This window comes from Williamsia sp. z71 (assembly GCF_059553375.1).
The window spans coordinates 101,504-123,259 of sequence record NZ_JCANWX010000009.1; the positions used below are offsets into that span (position 1 = coordinate 101,504).

The following is a 21,756-nucleotide window of genomic DNA, read 5'->3' on the forward strand; positions in this document are numbered from 1 at the left end:
AACTGGGAGAATGTCGTTTGTCAGCCGGCGCAGTCGGGTAGTCGTCGACCATGGACGCAAGCGGACCAGCCAGGAGAATCGCGCAACAGGCGGTGGCAACCGCAAGCCGGGTCGCCGCGAAAGCAGGTGTCGGCCAGGATCCTGACAGCCTGTCGACGCCGGTCAGCCTCACCATTGCCGCTCCCGAGGCGCTGGTGAGGGCGGTGTGGCAGGACCCCGACAAGCTCTCCCGAATTGTCGGTGATGTGGCATCGGTCAAGGCGTCGGACGACGTGGTCATCTGGACCTTCGACGTCGCCGGGGAGTCGACAGAGGTGAACACCACCGTCACCGAGACAGAACACGAGATCGTGTTCGAGCGAACCGACGATCCCGATGCGTCGCCTCTGGCACAGATCCGCACGGTTGCCGCACCCGGCGATCTCGGCACTGTCGTCTCGTTGCAGTTGACGCTGCCGGTACCGGGGTTCGTTTCTCGCACAGCGGCTTTCAAGGTCCTATATCGCGCGCGGGCGCTGGTTCAGACCGGCGAAATCCCCACTTTGACGCCGCTTCCATCCGCCCGTCCCGGCGCCTCCTGAAAGGACCTGCAAAATGAAGGCACTATGTTGGATGGGCGTCAACGAGTTGAGCGTCGAAACCGTTGCCGATCCCACCATCGTCAATCCCCATGATGCGATCATCGAGGTGGGTTTGAGCACGACCTGCGGGTCGGATCTCCACTTTCTGTCCGGTTACCTTCCCGGGATGCGCGAAGGCGACGTCATCGGCCACGAGTTCATGGGCCGTGTCGTCGAGACCGGTCCCGAGGTGTCGCGGACGCAGGTGGGCACCCGGGTGGTGGTTCCTTCCTTCATCGGCTGTGGCGCGTGTCGGTACTGCGAAGACGACCTGTACTCACTCTGCGACACCACGAATCCGAACGCCGAACTGCAGCGACCGCTCCTGGGTTACCCGACGGGCGGAATCTACGGCTACACACACCCTTTCGGTGGATATCAGGGGTCACACGCGCAGTACATCCGGGTGCCCTTCGCAGATACCAATTGCTTCGCGATACCCGACGGTGTCACCGACGAGCAGTCGTTGTTCGTCTCCGACGCTCTGCCCACCGGGTATATGGGAGCCGACTTCTGTGACCTGTCCGGCGGCGAAACCGTGGCGGTGTGGGGTGCCGGCGGCGTCGGCCTGATGGCGGCCGCCAGTGCGCGCCTGCTCGGTGCCGAGCGGGTGATCGTGATCGACCAGATCCCGGAAAGACTGCAACTGGCCGAACAGGTGGTCGGTGCCGAAACCGTGGACTTCTCGTCGACGGACAGCGTGGTCGACGCGGTGCGTGAGATGACGGGGGGAAGAGGCCCGGACGCCGTCATCGAGGCGGTGGGTATGGAAGGTGTTACCGACGGAGTCAAACACCTGTACGACAAGGCCAAACAAGCCCTTCGCCTGGAAACCGATCGTGCGGCGGCGCTGCGGGAGGCGATCGTGGCGTGCGGCAAAGGCGGGACGGTCGCGATGCTCGGGGTGTACGGCGTCACCGACAAATTCCCCACCGGTGCACTCATGAACAAAGGCTTGACCTTGCGCACGGCGCAGCAGCCCGGACAACGCTATGCACCGGCTCTGTTGTCACTGCTCGAGTCCGGCCGCCTGGACACCAGCCACCTGATCACCCACGAAATGCCGCTGATCGACGCGGCCCACGGATACGAGCTGTTCAAGAACAAATCTGACGGGTGTGTGCGGGCTGTCTTCCGTCCTTGAGTCGGCGCCACAGCAAATCGCAGTCGAAGACCCGCTTCCGAGGTTGCCGAAAGGGGTCTTTGCGTTGCCGGAGGGTGCACTCGATGAGTTCCTGGTGGTGTGGAGGTCAAAGCCTGTAGGACAGGCACAGACCGGTGCGGTCGGTGATACGCGAAGGAGAGTCATGGGCAAGCTCATCTACTCGATGATCACCTCGCTCGACGGTTACGTCGAGGCGGCGGAGGGCGACCTGGGCACCGGCGCCGCCGAGGACGAAGAGGTGCATACCTTCATCAACGATCTGTTCCGTCCGGTCGGGACGTATCTCTACGGCCGGCGGATGTACGAGACGATGGTCTACTGGGAGACCGCGCACACCGAGCCCGACATTCCTCCGCACGCCTTGCAGTACGCCCGCGACTGGCAGGCGGTGGAGAAAGTCGTGTATTCCACGACGCTGGAGTCGGTGTCGAGTGAGAAGACCAGGATCGAGCGGACTTTCGACCCGGACGCGGTGCGCAAGCTCAAGGCCGAGACCGACCGCGACCTCACGGTCGACGGCCCGAACCTTGCGGCCCAGGCGATTATGGCCGGCCTGGTGGATGAGTACCACCTGTTCATCACCTCGAGTGTGGTCGGTGGTGGCAAACGGTTCTTCCCCGACGGTGTGCGCCTTGATCTGGATTTGGTCACCGAACGTGCTTTCGGCAACAGCGGTCTGATCTACGCGCACTATCGAACCCGCTGAGCTGTCCACTCGGTGGGGCCTCAGTCGAGGTCCAGGCCACCGAAATAGTGCGCGAGGAAGAAGGCCGTTGCAACGCCGCCGACGGCCACGGCAATCTGATCGCGTGCCTTTCCCCGACGCCGGAGCAGCAGCGCGCTGCCCATCGCGAAGTTGATCGCGCCCCATCCGACATTCGTGGTGGGGGAGGACAGTCCGACTCCCGGTGGTTTTGCGAACGGCGTGGGAAACTTTTCGCCGGATATTCCTTTGACCGTGTGCGGGACGGTGTTGACGAGCAGGGCGCCCGCGATGAATCCGGTGATCGTCCCGGTGGCGGTGTCAGCGATCGTCACGTGATGTCTCCCTTGATGAGGTGGTGAGTCGAGGCTACTGAAGAAACGGCGTGGCTGTTCTCCACGCGCAGAACCGAATCGGCCGGTCACTCGTCGAGGTCGCGACGGGGACGTGGTCAATGTGTTCGACTGCGTGATGCCAACCCAGCTCCCGGGGCACTGTTGCGACGACGTAGCCATCGGTAGATTTCGTCGGTGCCCCAGACGATGATCGGCATGGGAATCAGCCATACGACGAGATCCCATGGCGGGCTGACGGTTCCGAATATGCGCTGCAGTACAGGCACGGTGACCACGAGGACGACGAAGACGATCTCGAAGGCGAAGCCCCACAACAGCAACGGATTCGTCCCGATCCCAATCCGACGTAGTGAAGTCCGTTGAGTTCGGGAGGCCATGGCCGTCCCGATCTGACACGCCACGATCGCCAGGAAACTCATGGTGGTCGCAAGTTGCCAGGTCTCGTGCAGGGGCCCCGAGGAGACGGAATCCCCGAACTGCCAACCACCATCGAGCAGAGTGTGCACAAACAATCCCATGACCATCAGTGCCGACACGCCACCGAGGATTCCCCAGGAACGCAGGAGAATCTCTCGGCCGACGACGTTCTCGTTGCGCTTCCGTGGCGGACGATCCATCACGCCGGGTTCGGCGCGCTCACGACCGAGTGCGAGTGCGGGAAGGGTTTCGGTGCCCAGATCGATCGCGAGTATCTGCATTACTGTCAATGGCAGCGGTATCTGACCGCCCGAAAGTGCGTACAGCAAGAACGGGATCACTTCGGGTGTGGCATGCGCGAAGATGTAGACGATGAACTTGCGGACGTTGTCGTACACCCGCCGCCCGGCCTCCACCGCGGTCACGATGGTGGCGAAGTCATCGTCGGTCAGAACCATGGTGGCTGCTTCGCGGGCCACGTCGGTGCCTGATTTGCCCATGGCGACGCCGATATCGGAGCGGCGAAGTGCCGGCGCGTCGTTGACGCCGTCTCCGGTCATCGCCACGACGTTGCCCTGACTGCGCAGTGCATCGGTGATCCGAAGTTTTGCCTCGGGGGAGCTGCGTGCGAATACGATCTCTCCGGGTGCGGCCAACAGTTCATCGAGCTCGGTCTCGGGCATGGCTTCGAGTTCGGCACCGGAGACCACCCGCAGTCCGGTGCCCGCGCCGATGCCGACCTTTTCGGCGATGCCGCGGGCGGTGAGCCCGTGATCACCGGTGACCACCAGGATTCGAATTCCCGCCGAATGACACTTCGCCACAGCCTCATTCACTTGCGGTCGCGGAGGATCGAGCAATGCGACGACCGCAAGGAGGGTGAGGTTGCTTTCTGCTTGGTCTCGATCGAGAGTCGCCGCAGCGGTGTCGTCGATCTGGCGGTCGGCGATTGCCAAGAGTCGGAGCCCTTCCGCTGCCCACTGCTTGAGCATCTCCGAAATTGGTTGCCGCTCAGCATCCGTCAGTTCTCGGTCGGTGCCGTCGTTCTCCACGATTCGGGTGCAGCGCTCCAGGATTTCCTCCGGGGCACCCTTGACGTTCACTCTCGTCCCACGTGTCGAGCGGGTCACGGTGGACATTCGGCGCAGCGCGGATTCGAAATGGAATTGCTCTATTTGTTCGGCGTGCTCTGGCGGCGAACCATCGAGCAGCTGGGTGCCCGCGCGCAAGATGGCCACTTCGGTCGGATCCCCGCGTTCGACAAGGGCCCCCGAGTCGTCGGTGGTGATCGTCGCGGTGCAACAGTCGACCATCACCTGAGCGGCCCGCCGGACGGCCGCATCGGCACCGGCGGTGGGCAACGTGAGCTCGCCCTGCGGAGTCCACAGCCTGGTTGCCTGCATCTCGTTCTGTGTCAGGGTGCCGGTTTTGTCCGTGCAGATCACGGTGGTCGAGCCGAGGGTTTCCACTGCCGAGATCCGCTTGACGAGAGCTCCGCTGCGGGCGAGTATCCGGACGCCGAGCGCCAGCGCCAGCGTGATGGTCGGCAGCAAGCCTTCCGGGACGTTCGCGACGAGCAGGCCGATGGCGAAATTGACCGAGTCTTGCAGGGACAGGCCGGCCAACAACGTTCCCATCGGGATGAACGCCGCGCCCATCACCACCGCGACCGCCGCGATCAGCCAGGCGACACGTTTCACCTGGGTTTCGAGTGGGCTCTCCTCATGGGTGACGCGCTGAGAAAGTGCCGCGATGCGGCCGAGTTCGGTCCCCATCGCGGTTGCGAAGACAACGGCCCGCGCCTCTCCGCCGACCACATTGGTGCCGCTGAAGACGATGTCGGTCGCTTCGAGGAGTGGACCCGATTGCGGCTCGGATCGCGTCTCGACGTGGACAGAGTCGGACTCACCGGTCAGCGTCGAGAGATCAACCTGGACTGCGCCTTCGATGAGCCGCGCGTCGGCAGGGACTTTGTCGCCTTCGGAGAGTGCGATCACGTCACCCGGCACCAGAGCAGCGACGGCGACGGTGTGTTCCGGCCCCTGCCGGATCACGCGTGCGTTCTCGGGAATGATCGCCGACAGCGCCTCGACGGCCTGCTCGGCGTGACGTTCCTGTATGAATGCGAACCCGGCGTTGATGATGATCACCACCACGATCGCGATCGCCAGTGGCTGTGAGTCGCTGATCCAGGCCAAAACCGCAGCCACCCACAGCAGCAATGCCAGTGGGTGGGTCAGTTGCCGGATCACCTGCCGCGACCAGTGGGTACGTCGCCTTCTCACCAGTTGGTTGGGACCGTAGACGATTGCCCGCCGGGCCACTTCCCGCTCGGATAAGCCGGTGATATCGGTCTCGAGGTCGCGAAGGAGTCCGGTGATCGCCTCCTGCGGGTCGATGTGATCGGCCGGGCGCTCACGATCAGCCAAGGATCCCACCCCGTAGATGAACCGGAGACGGTCCGATGTTGTTCATCGTCAAGACCTTTCGGGCGACGACCGGGCAACGCTTCAATGGCGGAGTGGTTACGCAACCACCGGACACATGTCGGATCGGCACGAGCGCATCTGGACACGTACGGGCGGGTATTCCCTTGCCACGGCGAGAGATCGCGGGCCGGGTTCGCGTCGCGGCTCCACAACATGATTGCACTCTTATGGACCGGATGTTGTCGATATCAAACCTGACTGCGCACCAGCCTCGTTGTCGGCGGATTCGGAGAACCGGGCGCACCCGGTCCGTGGACCCGTCCGGGTGAGTGACGTCGGGACCGCTTCCTTGGGTCAGAAGGTGCCGGGCACGTTTCGATGTGTGGTTTGCGGTTCGCCTGCAACCGGCGAGCAGATCGGCAATCGTGGAGTCACCGCACGAGTTGGACGATCTCAGCTGCAAAGGAGCAGGCAATGGTTACGTTGAACGCGCCGATCGTGGTGGCCGTCGATGGTTCCGAGCACGCGCAGAACGCTCTGCGCTGGGCCGTTGCCGCCGCAGCACGGGAGGGTCGGATGTTGCGGGTGGTGACGGCAGTGGGAACCATCGCGGCCGGTTACGCCCCCGGGGTCGTGATGACCCAAGACGTCATCGACGCCGTCCGCGACGACGCCCACCGGATCGTGGACGCCGCGGTCGGCACGGTCAAGGCGATCAACGCCGATGTCGAGGTCAGCGGACAGTTGTTCGACGGCAAACCGGCGCTGGTGTTGCGCGAGATCTCCGGCCGGGCGCACATGCTGGTCGTCGGCAGCCGCGGCATTGGTGGGGTCGCCGGTCTGCTTCTCGGGTCGGTCAGCACCGATGTTTCCGCCCACGCCGATTGCCCGGTCGTCGTGGTCCCCGGTCAACCTCCCGCAGCGGGTGCGGTGGTGGTCGGCGTCGACGGCTCGCCGACGTCGCAGGCGGCGGTGAAGCAGGCATTCATCCAAGCCGACGAACTGGACACCTCGGTGATCGCGGTGCACACCTATCCGGGATTCTCCAGCGACGTGTTCCCCGGCCACACCGACGCCGTTCAACGGCTCCACGACGAGGCCGTCGAGGGACTCGCAGTGTTGCTGGCCGGCCATCGCGAGGACTACCCCGACGTCCCTGTCGAAACCCGCATCGCGGTCCAGGCGCCGGCGCCCTACATCATCGACACGGCCCGCGACGCCCAACTCGTCGTGGTCGGAAGCCGGGGCCGCGGCGGATTCCGCGGGCTGCTCCTCGGCTCGGTCAGCCAGGCCGTTCTTCACACCGCGCCCTGCCCGGTCATGGTCGTACACGCCTCCACTGAATAGCCCGGCCGGGGGAGTAGGCCGCATGACCACTGACGGGTGAGCGCCGTATATGGTTGCCGAGGCCGCCCATGCGGCCACGATCGGCGAGGGAACCCGGTGTGAATCCGGGACTGACGCGCAACGGTGACGGCCTTGACGGGCCGAAGTCCGGTTACTCATCGATCGGTCAGAAGTTCCTCGGCTCCGCGACTGGGCCCTGATGTAGGAGTTACCGTTTCATGCGCAAGTCTTGGCGGCACATTGCTGCCACCACCTTCACCATCACCTCGATCCTGCTGCTCTCGGCATGTTCGTCCACGGCGGATGAGCAAGCGTCGGAGACGATTTCGGGCGGGTTCGACTTCCCGTTGACCATCGAGAACTGCGGTCATACCGTCACCATCGATGCGCCGCCGCAGCGCGCGGTGTCGCTGAACCAGGGCTCCAGCGAGATCCTTCTCTCGCTCGGACTCGCGGATCGAATGGTCGGCACGGCCACCTGGACCGATCCCGTCCGTGAGAACCTCGCCGCCGACAACGCCCACGTGCCGCGTCTGGCGGACAACAATCCGTCCTTCGAAGTGGTCCTCGACACCGAACCCGACTTCGTCTCAGCATCTTTCGGCGGCACACTCGGACCCGGTGGTGTTGCCGACCGCGACCAGTTCGAACAGCTCGGCGTGCCCACCTACCTCTCGCCCACGGACTGCGACGGTAAGACCGCCGCCAGCGTCAACGCGGACGGCGCCCGCACCGATCCGTTGCGGATCGAGACCGTCTACAAGGAAATCCGAGACCTAGCGGCCATCTTCGACGTCCGCGAGCGCGGTGAGGCGTTTGTCGCCGAACTGCAGCAACGTTTCGAGAAGGCCACGGGATCGGTGGACGCCGCCGGTGTGTCGCTGGCCTACTGGTTCGCCGACACCAAAACCCCGTACATGGCCGGTTGCTGCGGTTCGTCGGGCATCATCACCAATTCCATTGGCGCCGAGAACATCTTCGCCGACACCACCAACGAATGGCCGCAGGTCAGCTGGGAGAGCATCCTCGATCGCGATCCCACCGCCCTCGTGCTCGCCGACCTCAGCCGGCGTAGTGTCGATGGCGACGCACTCGACAGCAAGATCGCGTTCCTCGAATCGAACCCGGTTACCCAGCGGCTCAGCGCCGTCCGCGACAAGCGATACATCGTGGTCAACGGAGCCGACCTGAATCCCTCGATCCGCACCATCGACGGCGTGGAGAAGACCGCGGCCGCACTCGAGCAGTGGGGACTGGCGCGCTGACCGCGGCCGGCACCCACCGCGGGGTCCGACCGGCACCGACAGATTCGGCCCCCGTTCTCGGGATTCTGCTGCTGGTCGGCCTGGCGGTGCTGGCGGTGTCCATTGCCATCGTCATCACCATCGGTCCGGCCGGCCTGTCGATGGGCGACGTCTATCGGGTGGTTCTGGACCATCTCGGGTTCGGTGACTCCGGGGTGAGCAGGATCAAGGACGGCATCGTGTGGGAGCTGCGGCTGCCGCGCACCCTGCTCGCGGCCATCTGCGGTGCCGGTCTGGCGCTGTGCGGAACGATCATGCAGTCGCTGCTGCGCAATCCGCTCGCTGACCCGTTTGTCCTGGGTATCTCGTCCGGGGCGTCCACGGGCGCGGTGGTGATCGTCGTCCTCGGACTCGGCGCCGGCGCGGTGTCGCTGTCGGTGGGTGCGTTTCTCGGGGCAGTCCTGTCATTCGCTCTGGTGATGTTGCTGGCCGCCGGCGCGGGCGGTGGAATGTCGCGGGTGGTACTGGCGGGAGTGGCCTGCACACAGCTGTTCTCGGCGCTGACGTCGTTCATCGTGATCTCCTCGGCGGACGCCGAACAGACCCGCGGTGTGCTGTTCTGGCTACTCGGTTCGCTGTCGGGGGCCGACTGGGCGAGCGTCCTGCTCTGCGGCACGGTCACGGTGGTGGGCCTACTGGTGTGCCTGACGCAGTCGGCCGCGCTCGACGCCTTCACCTTCGGCAATACTGCTGCTGCGTCCCTTGGCATCTCGGTCCGTTGGATCCGGATTCTGTTGCTCGGCATCACGGCACTCGTCACCGCGACCCTGGTGAGCGCCGCCGGGGCGATCGGGTTCGTCGGCCTCGTCCTGCCGCACGCCGCCCGCTTCCTCGTCGGACCCCGACACGACCGTCTGCTTCCTACTGCTGCGGTGGCCGGCGCGATCTTCATGGTGTGGGTCGATGCCCTGGCCCGTACGGTCTTTGCGCCGCAGGAGGTTCCGGTCGGAGTGGTCACGGCCCTGATCGGTGTCCCGGCGTTCGCGCTGATCCTCTTCCGGATGAGGTCGAGCCAATGACCCTGTGCGCCAGAGATATCGGATGGAGCCGCGGCGGTCGGATCGTTCTCGACGGGGTGTCCGTCGAGACCGTCAAGGGTGAGACCATCGGACTGCTCGGTCCGAACGGCTCCGGAAAGTCGTCGCTGCTGCGGGTACTGAGCGGCATCGCGCAACCGGATGCGGGTCGTGTTCTGCTCGACGACCTCGAGATCAGAAGTATGCGACGACGTCAGGTCGCCCGCCGGGTGGCAATGGTCGATCAGCATTCCGACACCGAGGTCGACATAACTGTTCTCGACATAGTCCGGCTCGGCCGCATTCCGCACCGGGGAGTTTTCGGTGGCGACGAGTCCACGGACGATGCGGCCGTCGAGCTGGCGCTCGAGCGTACCGGTATGACGTCGAAGTCGAACCGGCTGTGGCACAGCCTTTCCGGCGGTGAACGTCAGCGCGCGCAGATCGCGCGGGCTCTTGCGCAGGAACCGGATGAGTTGTTGTTGGACGAGCCGACCAATCATCTCGACATCCGGCATCAGCTCGACATCCTGGCGTTGGTGGCCGAACTGCCCGTCACCAGCTACATCGCACTGCACGACCTCAATCTGGCGGCGATGTTCTGTGATCGGGTGATGGTCCTTGCCCAGGGCCGGGTGGTTGCTGTGGGCACCCCCACCGAGGTGATCACCGCGGAGTTGGTGGAGCAGGTGTATCAGGTCCGGGCGGACGTGACCATCGACCCGACCAGCGGATATCCCACGGTCACGTATCGACCACAGTCGGCCGGCGTCGTTGCGGGTTGACCCTCCTCTGGCTGAGGCGGATTGGGTTGAACATGGGTGCAATGCACCCATGTTCAATCTTCGGATTCGCCATACTCTCGAATCATCTCAACTCCGTGTCAGCTGGTGAGAAGGAGTGGAAACATATGGATTCAGGGATGGGAGTGGCATGAGCAACGCATCGACCGCAAACCTCGACGTCGTCGGAATGTGGGTCACGGCAGACGGATACATACGACAGGAATTGCTTCCGAACGGACGCTATGAAGAGGCACGAGGAAATACCGCCGGCGCCTACACCGGTGCGTATACCGTGACCGGCGCACATCTGGACTACCGCGACGACACCGGGTTCACCGCGACCGGGGATATCCGCGATGGCGTGCTGTATCACGAGCACCTGGTGCTCTTTCGTGAGAAGGAGCCTTCGTGAGTTCGACCGAGCTCGTTTGTGCAGAGGAAGAGGACTTATTGCGCGAACTGCGGCGGACACTGGGCGCCGAAGCCCTCTTCCAGACGAAGGCCTGATCCTTCCAAACGTCGGGCGTCAGCCTTTGTTGTTGGCGCGGTCCGCCTGACGTTTTTCCTTTTCGGCGTCGGCGAGTTTCTCGATGTGGTCGGCCTGGTCGCGATCGGTTTCCGCGGCGTTCCGCTTGGCTGCTGCTTCCCTTGCTTTTGCGGCAGCGGCGGCGGTCGCTTTCAGTTCAGCCGCATTGATCTTGGCCTGCTCATCCCGCTTGGCGGCTTCGACCTCTTGTTTGCGCTTGGCGGCGAGTTCGTCGGCCTCCTGGTGGGCTTCGGTGGTGCGTTCTCGCGCTTTCGCCGCAGCGGCTCGTTTGTCTTCCGCCGCCTGCTGTTCGGCCTCCTGGATCTCCGCCTGCTTGTTTTCGCGCGCCACCTTCCGGTCTTCGATGGCGTTGTCGGCCTTGGCTTTCAGCGTGGCGGTGGCCTGCTGGCGCGTACGTTCGGCTTCGGCTTCCAATTGTGACGCGCGTCCGAGGGCCTCACTGCGTTCGGTCAGCGCCGATCCGCGCATCTCGATTGATTTGTCCCCCAGGAGATTCCCGACGGTCGAGTCGAGAACGCCCAGCGAACGTTCATACAGGAGCCGGGCGGCGGCATCGGAGTCCAGTCGCGAGACGACTCTGTTCTCGAAGAGCTGCAACGGGATTCGGGCGATTCGATACTGGGTTCGTAGCACAACCAACGGTAGTTCGATGATGTTCATCTGCACTCTCCTCGATATCGGTGGGGGGGTCGGTCGGTCTACGGAAGATCGGCTTGATCGGTGAGGTTTTCCGCCTGGCGTCGTAGCCGCTCGGCCTCGGCATTGGCCAGCTTCGCTTCGTCGGTCGCTTCCTTGTGTTCGTCGACTGCATCGACAACTTCATTGGTCGCCTCGGCGACCTCGGCCTGCTCTTCGGCTCGGGCTTGATGTTCTTTGGCCTTGGCGTCACGCTCCGCCTGTGCCTGTTCGACCTCGCGCATGTGCTCCGCCTGCTGGGCAGCCGCGCCCTTCTGGGCCTGCTTCATCGTGTCGGCCACGCGCTCGGTGCTCGCAGCCTGTGCTTCCACCTCAGCCCGTTCCTGTGCACTCTCGACACGGGCCTCGGCGGCCTCGCGCTGAGCCTGCTTGGCCTCCGCCGCGGCGACGGCCTCCTGGGCGTTGGCTTCCTTGCGTTTTTGGGCCTGGGTCTGTTCCAGTTGCCCCTCGGCTGTCAGTGAATCGTTCCCGGTCACGGCGCCGGCCACTTCCTTGGCCTTGCCCTTCACGGAATCGAAAAGACCTTTGCGGGCCTGGTCGGCCCTGTTGTCCTCAGTCATGCTCACTCCCTCCATGTGACGATCCGAATGCTCCTGTTGAACCCCTGGTCAGGCGTCCGTCGATGGGTGGGTTCCCCAAGCGGCCGGGTTCGAACCCGAATGTTGTCCGGAGTGTGACCACGGGCACAGTTGGGAAGACGTCGGGGATGTCACCGCGTCCACAATTCGCTTGATTTACTGCGTCTGATCGGCGTGTACCCCGAAGCGATCACGGGCAAGTGGAGCGTATTGTGGATTGCGGATCGCCGGTTGCTTATACCACGCCACTGTGGTTCGTTCGCACGGAATGTGGCCAGATCCTCGCGAAGTGTGGTGCTTATCCTGTTGCCGTGACCACATCAGGTGAGCCCACGACCTCGGGTCGTATTCGAAGTGCTGCGTTTGCTTCGAAAGTGATGTCCGCTGCCGACGCCGTGTCGTTCGTTCACCCAGGTGAGACCGTCGCCATCAGTGGCTTCGGCAGCGCAGGCACGCCCAAGGCCACCATCCCGGCCCTGGCTGAACGCATTGAGCACACCCGCGAGAATGGATCGGACTTCACGATCAATCTCCTGACCGGCGCCTCGGTGGCGTCCGAGGCCGAGCGGATTCTCTGCGAGGTCGACGGAATCGCTCTGCGGATGCCGTACCAGGCGGAGCCGACGGCCCGTCAGCGCATCAACGACGGCCGGATGGACTACGTCGACATCCACCTTTCGCACGTCGCGCAACAGGTGTGGGAGGGCTACTACGGCAACGTCGACGTGGCCATCGTCGAAATCGCCGGCATCACCGAGTCCGGTGAACTGATCCCCGCCGCCTCGATCGGCAACAACAAGACCTGGCTCGACGTCGCAGACAGGATCATCCTCGAGGTCAACTCCTGGGTGCCCGAGGCGATGGAGGGCATGCACGACGTCTACTACGGCACCGCGCTCCCGCCGAATCGCAAACCCCTCCAGATCACCCATGTCGAGGACCGCATCGGCCAGACCACCTTCCGGGTCGATCCGGCCAAGGTTGTCGCCGTCGTGGAAACCAACTGCCGGGACAGCGCCAGCCCGGTGACCGCGCCGGACGCCGTCAGTGAGGCCATCGCCGGCCACGTCCTGGACTTCCTCGATTACGAGGTGCGCGCGGGCCGCCTGCCCGCCGACACACTCCTGCCGCTCCAGGCCGGTATCGGAAACGTCGCCAACGCCGTGCTCGGTGGACTGGACCGCGGACCGTACAAGGGTCTGAACTGCTACTCCGAAGTCCTTCAAGACGGCATGCTCCGCCTGATCAAGGACGGAACGGTCGCCCACGCGTCGTCGACCGCCCTGGTGCTCAGCGAAGCCGGTATGGAAGAGCTGACTGCCAACGTCGACTTCTACCGCACCCGCATCACCTTGCGGTCGCAGGAGATCAGCAACCACCCCGAGGTGATCCGCCGGCTCGGGATCATCGCGATGAACGGCATGCTCGAAGCCGACATCTACGGCAACGTCAACTCGACGCACGTCATGGGCACGAAGATCATGAACGGCATCGGCGGCTCGGGAGACTTCACCCGCAACGGCTACGTCTCCATGTTCCTGAGCCCGTCGACCGCCCGCGGCGGTGCCATCTCTGCCATCGTTCCGATGGTGCCGCATGTCGACCACACCGAACACGACACCCAGGTGATCGTCACCGAGCAGGGTCTGGCCGACCTGCGCGGCTTGTCGCCGCGGCGCCGGGCCCGCGTGATCATCGACAACTGCGCGCACCCGGACTTCCGTCCGCTGCTGCACGACTACCTGAACCGGGCCGAAGCGGTGCCCGGTGCGGGACAGACACCGCACCTCCTGGGAGAGGCCTTCGCATTCCAGCAGCGGTATCTCGAGACGGGCTCGATGCGGCTGTCCTGAGTCCTCCCGCCCCCGTCAACTTCAAACGATCCACCTTTACGAAGACGCGCCGGTTGTAGGTGGCGCGTCTTCGTAAAGATGGCGCGTTTGGGAGCGGGCGGGGTTCCCGTTGGCCGGGATCTCGGCTGTCGGCGGCTCGGAAAGTGCGTAACACATAGGTGTTACAGCGTTTTTCGTGAGGAGATAGCATATGGCCGACAGTTCATCCATCAAGCCCATCCCGGCGGGCGAGATCACCGAGTGGGGCTTTGAGGCCGACGTGGTCATCGCCGGTTTCGGCGTGGCCGGGGCGGCAGCGGCGGTGGGCGCGGCGCAGGCCGGTGCCGAGGTCCTGGTGCTCGAACGGACCGGGGGATGGGGCGGTGCCGCGGCGATGTCCGGCGGGTTCATCTACATGGGTGGCGGCACCCCGTTGCAGAAGGCCTGCGGATTCGACGACACCGTCGACAACATGAAGGCCTTCATGAAAGCCGCGTTGGGACCTGGTGTCGATGAGGCAAAGATCGACCTCTACTGCGAGGGCAGTGTCGACCACTATCACTGGCTCGTCGACGAATGCGGTGTTCCGTTCAAGGAGAGCTTCTGGGGTGAACCCGGTTGGGAGCCACCGGGTGATGACGGTCTGCAGTACACCGGAGGGGAGAATGCGGCGCCGTTCAACGCGACCATCCCACCGGCGCCCCGCGGTCATGTACCGCAGATGAAAGACAAGCACGTCAGTGCCGAGAAGGGCGGCGGTTACATGTTGATGAAGCCGCTCACCGACAAGGCCACCGATCTCGGGGTTCGGGCCGAATACGACATGCGCGTAGAGGCTTTGATCATCGACGACGCCGGACGTGTGGTCGGTGTGCAGGCCAAACAGTATGGCCGCAGTGTCGCGGTGCGCGCCCGAAAGGGCGTGGTGCTCGCCACCGGCAGCTTCGCCTACAACACCACGATGGTCGAGTCGTTCGCGCCTCGGCTGATCAATCGCCCGGCCGCCTCGATCGAGGAACACGATGGCCGCGCGATCCGCATGGCGCAATCGCTCGGTGCCGACCTGGCACACATGGACGCCACCGAGGTCGCCTTCTTCTGCGACCCGCAATTGTTCATCCGGGGCATCCTGGTGAACGGGCGCGGCCAGCGATTCATCAACGAAGACACCTATCCGGGACGGGTCGGTCAGGCAGTTCTGATCGAGAACCAGAATGAGGCGTTCCTCGTCATCGACGAGGCGGCTTATGAGGAAGCACTGACGCGACCGACGTCGAGTCCCCAGTTGCGGCGGCAGCCGACCTGGGTTGCCGAGTCCGTTGAAGAACTCGAAGCCGAAATCGGCTTTCCGGCAGGGGCTCTGCAGGCAACGGTCGAACTGTACAACCGGCATGCGGCAGAGGGTGAGGACCCGTCGTTCGGCAAGAAGGCCGAATGGGTCAAGCCGATCGGGTCGCCGATTGCGGCCATCGATCTGCGGGGCATGACCGGCGGATTCACGTTGGGTGGCCTGCGCACCGGCCTCGATTCCGAGGTGCTGCACGTATCCGGTGACCCGATCCCGGGCCTGTTCGCAGCGGGTCGGTCCACCGCCGGGGTGTGTGCCGGTGGGTACGCCAGCGGTGCCTCACTCGGCGATGGCAGCTACTTCGGCAGGCGTGCGGGTATCGCCGCTGCGGCGAACTGAGCGGTTGGGTATTACCGCCGATCCCGGAGACGACACGGGATCGGCGGTAAAGCTTTCAGAGAAGGCTGCCTTCGTGGACAGCTCGGTTGAACGCGGTCAACGGTGCGCCGGTGCGAAGCGTCGTTGCCAACGCCGGGTCTGCCAGATGCAGGCGCCCGATCGCGATGATGTCGAACTCACCCGAACCGATGCGCTGCTCCACGTCGCCGATGTTGTCGACGACCGGGGCCGCTCCGTCGACGCGGCTGTCGCGCAGCGACTTCCCGAGACCGACACTGCCGACCGCCATCGAATGGGCGCCGGTGAGCTTCTTGGCCCATCCGGCCAGCGACACGTCGCTGCCGTCGAAAACCGGTGCGTCGAAACGCCGGTTGCTGGCGTCGAACGCGTCCACACCGGCATCGGCGAGCGCCCCGAGCACGATACCGAGCTCGTCGGGGGTTTCGGCGATACGGGCGGTGTAGTCCTGCTGCTTGTGCTGCGAGAAACGGTAGAAAATCGGGAGCTCGTCACCGATGGCCGCCCGGATCGCGGTGACGACCTCGACCGGGAAGCGGCTGCGGGCCAACAGGTCTCCGCCCCACGCGTCGTCACGCGTGTTGGTGCCGTGCCAGACGAACGAGTCGAGGAGGTAGCCGTGGCCGCCGTGCAGGGCGATCCCGTCGAACCCGGCTGCGACGGCATTGCGTGCGGCTCGAACATAGGCGTCGATGACGTCGGCGATGTCTTCTTCGGTCATCGGCGCGGTCGGTTGTATTGCACCCGTGACATATTCGTCGGTGTAAGACGTGACGCCGACGGGACCCCACAGCCCGGACGGGCGCATCGGCTTGATCGCCGGGTCGACCTTGCCCATGGCACCCCAGAGCGGCCCGACATGCCAGAGCTGCGGAATGATCTTGCCGCCGACCGCGTGCACGCCCTCGACCACCGCGCGCCAGCCGGCCAGCGCGTCGTCACCGTACATGTGCGGCACGTTGTCGTTGTCCACGGCGGACGGATGTTCGATGGCGACACCCTCGGTCACGATCAACCCGGTGCCGCCCTCGGCGCGACGTGCGTAGTACTGGGCGACATCGGGCCCGGGAACGCCTGCGGGCGAGGACGATCGGGTCATCGGCGACATCGCGATCCGATTGGCGAGCTCGAGCGAGCGGATCTTCAGCGGCTCGAAGAGTGCGGAGGCATGATCTTTCATGAGGTCACAGTGCTTTCATGAAGCGGAAGAATCCGGGTGATGAGTCGACCCGCAGGCGGGTGAGGCTTCGATAGCTGATCAGCCACCGTCCGTCCACCTTGCGGTATTCCTCGTGGTAATGGCCGTAGCCGTGAAGGTGTAGCTCTTCGTCACCGTCTTGCCACCACAGCATGTCTTCCATCGCCCAGATACCTCGGGCGGTGGTGTCGGAGGTCAGTTCGATCTCCGGGGTGTGAGCGTGGTGAGCGGTCGTGACGCTGACCGGTCCGTCGAGCAGGTTGCGGATCGCCTCGGCCAGCTTCTCTTTGCCGACAATGCGGTTCGCGGTGTCGCCGGTGCGGGGTTGTTTGTCTGCCGGCAGGCCGCCCCACGTCTCGCTCACGACGTCGTCGGTGTGCAGCGGCGCGTACTCGTGCCACTGTTTGGTGTCCATGCACCGGAGCCGGGCCGCGAAGACCCGCTTGATCTCCTCGATGGCGAGGACAGCTTCGGCAGCCGATAACGAGTGCGGTGGGGGAGAAGCCTGCGACATGAATCAGAGCTTGCGGCCGGCAGCGGGCGAGGGTCAATCGCCGTCCCGCTCAGTGGCAACGGGGCGCATACCGGGTCGATGGCGCGGGCCGGCCGCAAGTACTCCGGTGCTCGGGCTCAGACGCCGGCGGGCTCGGTTGCCAACGCGACCTTCTCCAGACCGGCGACGCTGTAGGCGGCGTAGGTCTCGTACGGACCGCGTCCCGAGAAATACGGGGTGAGCTGATCATTGAGTTCTTCCACGGAGAACGCCGAGCCCGCAGCGTCGAAACGGTTCTCCACCTTGGGTGCTTCCATCAACGCGACCATCTTTCCGTAGACCACGAACACCTGTCCGTTGATCTCGTCGGACGCGGGAGAGGCGAGGTAACAAACCAGGGTTGCCACGCGTTCGGGAGCGAGCGGATCGAGGTCGGCGGTTCCGGTGTTCTCTCCGAAGGCCTGGGCGGTCATCGCGGTACGGGCCCGCGGGCAGATGGCATTGGCGCGGATTCCGTAGCGCGACAGGCCTTGTGCGGTCGACAGCGTCAGCGCGGTGATCCCGGCCTTGGCCGCGGAGTAGTTGGGCTGACCGGCGGCACCGAAGAGGAATGCCTCCGAGGAGGTGTTGATGACCCGACCGAACACCGGTGCGCCCGCCGCCTTGCTGGCAGCGCGCCAGTGGACGGCCGCTGCGCGGGAGGTGGCGGCGTGGCCTTTGAGGTGGACGCGGATCACGTCGTCCCAGTCGGACTCGGACAGGTTGAAGATCATCTTGTCGCGCACGATCCCGGCGTTGTTGACCAGGATGTCGAACGATCCGAAGGTGGAAACTGCGGTGTCGACGAGACGCCCGCCGAGCGACCAATCGGAGACATCGCCGGTCAGGGCCACTGCCTGACCACCGGCGGCCTTGATCTCCTCGGCGACGACGTGCGCGTTTTCGCCCATGTCGTTGACGACGACAGCGGCGCCTGCCTCGGCGAGCGCGAGTGCCTCTGCACGCCCGAGCCCGGCGCCCGCGCCGGTGACGACGGCTGTGCGGCCGGACAGATCGAGTGATTCCACCATGTTGAGCTCCTCATAAATTTCGTGACGCTTCAAAACTAGTATTCATTCTAGTTTTATCCAAGGGAGCGAGGGGGTTTCACGGTCTCACTGACCGGGACGAGGGTGATCCGGCCAGTGCGAGCTGCATTCCGCCTCGTTCGGCGGGGCGAGGCATGTGAGCCCATGCCCACCTGGGCCTTTGGTCGCCGATGGGCGAATTCTTCGATGCTGAACTGCGGGTTAGACGTCACACTGATGCGCCGACGTGAGAGTGGCACGACCCGGATCTCGGTCAGTGGGAGCGTGTGGCCGGTATCACGTGACGGCTGTCACCTTTGGGCAGCTTGTCTACCCCTCTAATTCGGAGTCGAACACATATGAACCTGCTGCCCCTCTCATCTGGGGAGGCCGAGCGTGCGCCCCTGACCCGTCGGAAATCGTTGGCGCTGCTGGCGGTCATCATCCTGCTGGTCGAGGTCATCCCGCTCGCCTACAACTTCGTCACCCCGGCATTGCCGGAGATCGGCCGGCACTTCGTCACGACGGAGGTGGGCTGGGTCATCACGATCGTGACACTGCTCCTGGGTGCAGCCACGCCGATCGTCGGCAAGATCGGCGATATCTACGGCAAGAAGCGCGTGATGCTGTTTTGTTCGGTCATCTTCGGTGTCGGCGCCCTCGTGGCCGCGGTGGCGCCGAACTTCGCGCTGTTCCTGGTCGGTCGCGGCATGCAGGGCATCGGCATGGCGATCCTGGTACTCGCCTACGGTTTGATCCGGGACATCATGCCCCGCAGCATGATTCCCGTCGCTGTTGGCTTCGTCGCGACCGGAATGGGCGCGAGCACAATTCTCGGCCCGATCATCGGCGGCTATCTGATCGACCATTTCGGCTATACCGGCGTGTTCTGGGCCCAGCTGATCCATGTCGCCGCGGCAGGCATCGCCTTTGCGATCCTGGTGCCCGAATCGACCCTGCGCACCAGGTCTCGGCTGGATGTGGTCGGCGCTGCGATCCTCGCCGTCGGCGCGTTCGTGGTGCTGTTCGGACTTGGCAAGATGAACGCCTGGGGATACACCTCCCCGAAGACCCTGCTGTGCATTGGGGCCGGTGTGGTGATTCTCGCGGCCTGGCTGTACTACGAGCGCAAGCCGCAGGAACCGCTGATCGACCTGGATCTGCTGTTGCACGCGCCGGTTGCAAAGGCGTTGGCGGGTAGTGCGTTTGTGCAGTTCGTCCTGATCAGCCACTCGATGCTGATTCCGATGATGGTCATGACCAAAGCCGACTTGGGGCTCGGTTACGGGTTCGGCGCAACCGCTCTGGGGGTGGCGTTCTACACCGTGCCGACCGGCGTCGCATCGATGATCGCCGGCCCGGTCAGTGGGCACCTCAGTAAGCGTTTCGGGCCGGCACCGATGCTCGCGTTCGGTGGGTTCTTTCTCGCTGTGGGGTCGATTCTCATTGCGGTGATGCACGATACGACACCACAGTTGCTGGTCGGCCAGTTCGTGATGGGGCTGGGCCTGGGATCTGCGTCGGCGTCGTTGCCGAACCTGATAATGCGCACGGTGCCTGCCGAGGATCAGGGGATCGGCGGCGGCATGCTCAATCTTTCCGGGTCGATGGGCAGTGCAGTAGGCAGTCAGGTGATGCTCAGCATCCTGGCGATCCCGGGCCTGATCATGCTGGGTTCGTATGGGCTGTACCCGGAAAAGGGTTTCGTTTATGCCTTCTCGGCCCTGGCGGTGGCCGGAGCCCTCGCCGGTCTCATGGGTGTGTTGCTCCTTCGCGGCGCAGCTGCGAAGTTGCAACCCCCGGTGAAGGCCGCTGACGCCTTCGCCTGACCCTCGGTATCCGTGCACGACTGACCCGCTCCTGAGAGGAGCGGGTCTGTCGTGTGCTTCGGGCAATTTTTCTGCAGTGACCGGAAGGTGCATGCCGAGGATCGCGAGCTACCCCCCGGCGGCAATTGCTTCCCGGTCACCGGGACTGCTGCTACGATAATGAGAATTCATTTCAGTTTTGTCGCCATGGCCTACAGCTGGCCAGGTTCGTTTGGAGGCCCGATGACAGTTGACACGGCTACTACCGTCCCGACCAAGACCCCACGGCGCGATTTGCCGCCGTCGATGGTCGAGCGCATGACACTCATCCTGGACGCGTTCGACGGCCCGACGACGCGACTGACGCTCGAGGAGGTCGCCTGCCGTACGCAGTTGCCGCGCTCCACGGTGCATCGCATCCTGGATCAGCTGGTCCGCCTGAACTGGGTGGAACATGCCTCGTTCGGTTACAGCCTGGGACGTCGCGCCATCGGACTCGGGGGCGGCGACGGGGGGCACGCCCAACTTCGGGAAGCGGCAGCTCCGCTTCTGCACGACCTGCACATGCAGACCGGGATGGTGGTGCACCTGTCCGTGCTCGACGGCAACGAGAGCGTCTACCTGGACAAGGTCGGTGGGCGGTTCGCCTCCACGCTGCCCTCTCGGGTCGGCGGCCGGGCCCCGGCGTATTCCACCGCCGGCGGTAAAGCGATGCTTGCCTGGATGGACCCGGAGAGAATCGATGCGCTGTATCCGCATCTGCTGAGGCGCTGCACCGAACGGACCATCACGGATCTGCCGACATTGCACCAAGAACTCAACCGCATCCGGCAGGGCAGCGGTCTGGCGTTCGAACGAGGCGAGGCGGTGCGTGACGTGGCGTGTGTCGGTGTCGCAATCCGCAGCTATGACGGCCCGGTCGCCGCGATCTCCCTCAGCGGCGACGCGCGTACATCACAGCTCAAAAGGGTTGCGCCGCTGGTCGTCCACGCGGCCCGGGAAGTGTCCAAGGTGCTGTACCCAGAAGCAGACTCCCCGCGGCGCACCCGCAAAGCCGTGCCCGCGCCGGAGAAGACGTGGTCGTCGGAAGCTCTTGATCGATTGCTGACCGTCGAGTCGGAACAATGGCTCTAGCGCGGTAACCGGTTCCGGCGCTGTCGGCTCAGGCGCGGAGCAACGTCGAGGGCGTCTCGATGCCGAACTTGCCGCGGAAGAAGATCATGGGACGCTCCTCGGTCACCGACTCGAATTCGAGGACGCGGCCGATGACCACGTCGTGATCTCCGGCGGTGTGGACGTCATGAACCTCGGCGTGCACCCGCATCAGCACGCCGGGTAGCGAGGGGGTTCCCCACTTCGACAGTTCCCACTCGAGCTCGTCGTACTTGCGGCCGGCGCGACCTCCGAACCGCGCGCAGAGATCGGTCTGCTCCTCGTGCAACACGTTGATGCTGAACCGGCCGGTGTTGCGGATCCGGGGCCAGGACCGGCCGCGGTGGTCGGCGCAGAACAGGATCAGCGGGGGTTCGAGTGACACCGACGCGAACGACTGACACGCGAACCCGATCGGCCCCTCGTCGTCCATGCCCGTCACGACGGTCACGCCACTTGCGAACTGGCCCAGCGCGCTGCGCATCTCGGCCTGTGACATCGTTTCGATCGACATCTGATCCACCTCGGATTCCGTTGT

General features: G+C 64.5%; 20 protein-coding genes and 1 riboswitch. Of the genes, 12 read left to right on the forward strand and 8 right to left on the reverse strand.

The genetic code is table 11. The features are described from left to right. Positions 1–50: 50 nt before the first annotated feature. The 3 genes from AC51GR_RS21205 (at position 51) to AC51GR_RS21215 (ending at position 2,491) form a co-directional block, all read left to right on the forward strand. Positions 51–581, forward strand: coding sequence for a hypothetical protein (locus tag AC51GR_RS21205; protein ID WP_496326629.1), 531 nt, complete (start codon positions 51–53; stop codon positions 579–581). A 13-nt stretch (positions 582–594) separates the two neighbouring features. Next, the gene (locus tag AC51GR_RS21210; RefSeq protein ID WP_496326630.1) at positions 595–1,764 is read left to right on the forward strand and encodes a zinc-dependent alcohol dehydrogenase; all 1,170 of its coding nucleotides are present in this window, start codon (positions 595–597) and stop codon (positions 1,762–1,764) included. 163 nt (positions 1,765–1,927) lie between these two features. Further along, entirely contained in the window at positions 1,928–2,491 is a 564-nt protein-coding gene (locus AC51GR_RS21215) for a dihydrofolate reductase family protein (RefSeq protein ID WP_496326631.1), read from the forward strand. Between the two features lie 20 nt (positions 2,492–2,511). On the opposite strand, the gene AC51GR_RS21220 is transcribed toward AC51GR_RS21215, so the two are convergent. Further along, positions 2,512–2,823: a hypothetical protein gene (locus AC51GR_RS21220; protein WP_496326632.1), complete on the reverse strand. Its 312-nt coding sequence runs from the start codon at positions 2,821–2,823 to the stop codon at positions 2,512–2,514. 116 nt (positions 2,824–2,939) lie between these two features. Continuing rightward, a complete protein-coding gene (locus AC51GR_RS21225; protein ID WP_496326633.1) occupies positions 2,940–5,690 on the reverse strand; it encodes a cation-translocating P-type ATPase in 2,751 nt (916 codons plus the stop codon). Positions 5,691–6,164: 474 nt separating this feature from the next. On the opposite strand from AC51GR_RS21225, the gene AC51GR_RS21230 reads away from it, so the two are divergent. The 5 genes from AC51GR_RS21230 (at position 6,165) to AC51GR_RS21250 (ending at position 10,554) form a co-directional block, all read left to right on the forward strand. Next, positions 6,165–7,037 (forward strand): universal stress protein, encoded by an 873-nt coding sequence (locus AC51GR_RS21230; RefSeq protein WP_496326634.1) that lies wholly within the window; start codon positions 6,165–6,167, stop codon positions 7,035–7,037. Positions 7,038–7,097: 60 nt separating this feature from the next. Beyond that, positions 7,098–7,247, forward strand: a riboswitch (adenosylcobalamin (AdoCbl) riboswitch). Positions 7,248–7,255: 8 nt separating this feature from the next. Next, positions 7,256–8,302 (forward strand): ABC transporter substrate-binding protein, encoded by a 1,047-nt coding sequence (locus AC51GR_RS21235; RefSeq protein ID WP_496326635.1) that lies wholly within the window; start codon positions 7,256–7,258, stop codon positions 8,300–8,302. Positions 8,303–8,364: 62 nt separating this feature from the next. Then, positions 8,365–9,360: a FecCD family ABC transporter permease gene (locus AC51GR_RS21240; RefSeq protein WP_496326760.1), complete on the forward strand. Its 996-nt coding sequence runs from the start codon at positions 8,365–8,367 to the stop codon at positions 9,358–9,360. Then, a complete protein-coding gene (locus AC51GR_RS21245) occupies positions 9,357–10,142 on the forward strand; it encodes an ABC transporter ATP-binding protein (RefSeq protein WP_496326636.1) in 786 nt (261 codons plus the stop codon). Before AC51GR_RS21240 ends, AC51GR_RS21245 begins: the two co-directional genes overlap by 4 nt. A gap of 148 nt (positions 10,143–10,290) precedes the next feature. Further along, entirely contained in the window at positions 10,291–10,554 is a 264-nt protein-coding gene (locus AC51GR_RS21250; protein WP_496326637.1) for an Atu4866 domain-containing protein, read from the forward strand. A 114-nt stretch (positions 10,555–10,668) separates the two neighbouring features. On the opposite strand, the gene AC51GR_RS21255 is transcribed toward AC51GR_RS21250, so the two are convergent. Together AC51GR_RS21255 and AC51GR_RS21260 are read right to left on the reverse strand one after the other, a co-directional pair. Then, complete coding sequence (locus AC51GR_RS21255) at positions 10,669–11,349, reverse strand: IF2 family translation initiation factor (protein ID WP_496326638.1); 681 nt, start codon at positions 11,347–11,349, stop codon at positions 10,669–10,671. A gap of 38 nt (positions 11,350–11,387) precedes the next feature. Beyond that, positions 11,388–11,945: a CsbD family protein gene (locus tag AC51GR_RS21260; RefSeq protein ID WP_496326639.1), complete on the reverse strand. Its 558-nt coding sequence runs from the start codon at positions 11,943–11,945 to the stop codon at positions 11,388–11,390. A 329-nt stretch (positions 11,946–12,274) separates the two neighbouring features. Between AC51GR_RS21260 and scpC the strand changes: the two genes are divergently transcribed. Continuing rightward, on the forward strand, positions 12,275–13,816 hold the full coding sequence (gene scpC / locus AC51GR_RS21265; RefSeq protein WP_496326640.1) for a succinyl-CoA:acetate CoA-transferase ScpC: 1,542 nt from the start codon (positions 12,275–12,277) through the stop codon (positions 13,814–13,816). 190 nt (positions 13,817–14,006) lie between these two features. Further along, positions 14,007–15,482, forward strand: coding sequence for an FAD-dependent oxidoreductase (locus AC51GR_RS21270; RefSeq protein WP_496326641.1), 1,476 nt, complete (start codon positions 14,007–14,009; stop codon positions 15,480–15,482). Between the two features lie 55 nt (positions 15,483–15,537). Here AC51GR_RS21270 and AC51GR_RS21275 read toward each other — a convergent pair whose 3' ends face one another. The 3 genes from AC51GR_RS21275 to AC51GR_RS21285 form a co-directional block, all read right to left on the reverse strand. Continuing rightward, complete coding sequence (locus AC51GR_RS21275) at positions 15,538–16,680, reverse strand: oxidoreductase (RefSeq protein WP_496326642.1); 1,143 nt, start codon at positions 16,678–16,680, stop codon at positions 15,538–15,540. Positions 16,681–16,684: 4 nt separating this feature from the next. Beyond that, positions 16,685–17,212 carry a nuclear transport factor 2 family protein gene (locus AC51GR_RS21280; protein ID WP_496326643.1) on the reverse strand — a complete coding sequence of 176 codons (528 nt, stop codon included), beginning with the start codon at positions 17,210–17,212 and terminating at the stop codon, positions 16,685–16,687. A gap of 116 nt (positions 17,213–17,328) precedes the next feature. Then, positions 17,329–18,261 carry a 3-oxoacyl-ACP reductase gene (locus AC51GR_RS21285; RefSeq protein WP_496326644.1) on the reverse strand — a complete coding sequence of 311 codons (933 nt, stop codon included), beginning with the start codon at positions 18,259–18,261 and terminating at the stop codon, positions 17,329–17,331. A 356-nt stretch (positions 18,262–18,617) separates the two neighbouring features. Here AC51GR_RS21285 and AC51GR_RS21290 point away from each other — a divergent pair, with 356 nt between their 5' ends. Further along, entirely contained in the window at positions 18,618–20,087 is a 1,470-nt protein-coding gene (locus AC51GR_RS21290) for an MFS transporter (protein ID WP_496326645.1), read from the forward strand. A gap of 222 nt (positions 20,088–20,309) precedes the next feature. After that, positions 20,310–21,200 carry an IclR family transcriptional regulator gene (locus AC51GR_RS21295; RefSeq protein ID WP_496326646.1) on the forward strand — a complete coding sequence of 297 codons (891 nt, stop codon included), beginning with the start codon at positions 20,310–20,312 and terminating at the stop codon, positions 21,198–21,200. Between the two features lie 28 nt (positions 21,201–21,228). Here AC51GR_RS21295 and AC51GR_RS21300 read toward each other — a convergent pair whose 3' ends face one another. Continuing rightward, on the reverse strand, positions 21,229–21,732 hold the full coding sequence (locus AC51GR_RS21300) for a flavin reductase family protein (RefSeq protein WP_496326647.1): 504 nt from the start codon (positions 21,730–21,732) through the stop codon (positions 21,229–21,231). Positions 21,733–21,756 lie beyond the last annotated feature (24 nt).

Excerpts from the sequence above, each read along its gene's own strand:
- AC51GR_RS21230 (WP_496326634.1), top strand. The coding sequence starts at position 6,165 with ATGGTTACGTTGAACGCGCCGATCGTGGTGGCCGTCGATGGTTCCGAG.
- AC51GR_RS21285 (WP_496326644.1), bottom strand. The coding sequence starts at position 18,261 with ATGGTGGAATCACTCGATCTGTCCGGCCGCACAGCCGTCGTCACCGGC.
- AC51GR_RS21235 (WP_496326635.1), top strand. The coding sequence starts at position 7,256 with ATGCGCAAGTCTTGGCGGCACATTGCTGCCACCACCTTCACCATCACC.
- AC51GR_RS21290 (WP_496326645.1), top strand. The coding sequence starts at position 18,618 with ATGAACCTGCTGCCCCTCTCATCTGGGGAGGCCGAGCGTGCGCCCCTG.
- AC51GR_RS21205 (WP_496326629.1), top strand. The coding sequence starts at position 51 with ATGGACGCAAGCGGACCAGCCAGGAGAATCGCGCAACAGGCGGTGGCA.
- AC51GR_RS21245 (WP_496326636.1), top strand. The coding sequence starts at position 9,357 with ATGACCCTGTGCGCCAGAGATATCGGATGGAGCCGCGGCGGTCGGATC.
- AC51GR_RS21260 (WP_496326639.1), bottom strand. The coding sequence starts at position 11,945 with ATGACTGAGGACAACAGGGCCGACCAGGCCCGCAAAGGTCTTTTCGAT.
- AC51GR_RS21300 (WP_496326647.1), bottom strand. The coding sequence starts at position 21,732 with ATGTCGATCGAAACGATGTCACAGGCCGAGATGCGCAGCGCGCTGGGC.
- AC51GR_RS21210 (WP_496326630.1), top strand. The coding sequence starts at position 595 with ATGAAGGCACTATGTTGGATGGGCGTCAACGAGTTGAGCGTCGAAACC.
- AC51GR_RS21275 (WP_496326642.1), bottom strand. The coding sequence starts at position 16,680 with ATGAAAGATCATGCCTCCGCACTCTTCGAGCCGCTGAAGATCCGCTCG.
- AC51GR_RS21270 (WP_496326641.1), top strand. The coding sequence starts at position 14,007 with ATGGCCGACAGTTCATCCATCAAGCCCATCCCGGCGGGCGAGATCACC.
- AC51GR_RS21280 (WP_496326643.1), bottom strand. The coding sequence starts at position 17,212 with ATGTCGCAGGCTTCTCCCCCACCGCACTCGTTATCGGCTGCCGAAGCT.
- AC51GR_RS21215 (WP_496326631.1), top strand. The coding sequence starts at position 1,928 with ATGGGCAAGCTCATCTACTCGATGATCACCTCGCTCGACGGTTACGTC.
- AC51GR_RS21250 (WP_496326637.1), top strand. The coding sequence starts at position 10,291 with ATGAGCAACGCATCGACCGCAAACCTCGACGTCGTCGGAATGTGGGTC.
- AC51GR_RS21255 (WP_496326638.1), bottom strand. The coding sequence starts at position 11,349 with ATGAACATCATCGAACTACCGTTGGTTGTGCTACGAACCCAGTATCGA.
- AC51GR_RS21295 (WP_496326646.1), top strand. The coding sequence starts at position 20,310 with ATGACAGTTGACACGGCTACTACCGTCCCGACCAAGACCCCACGGCGC.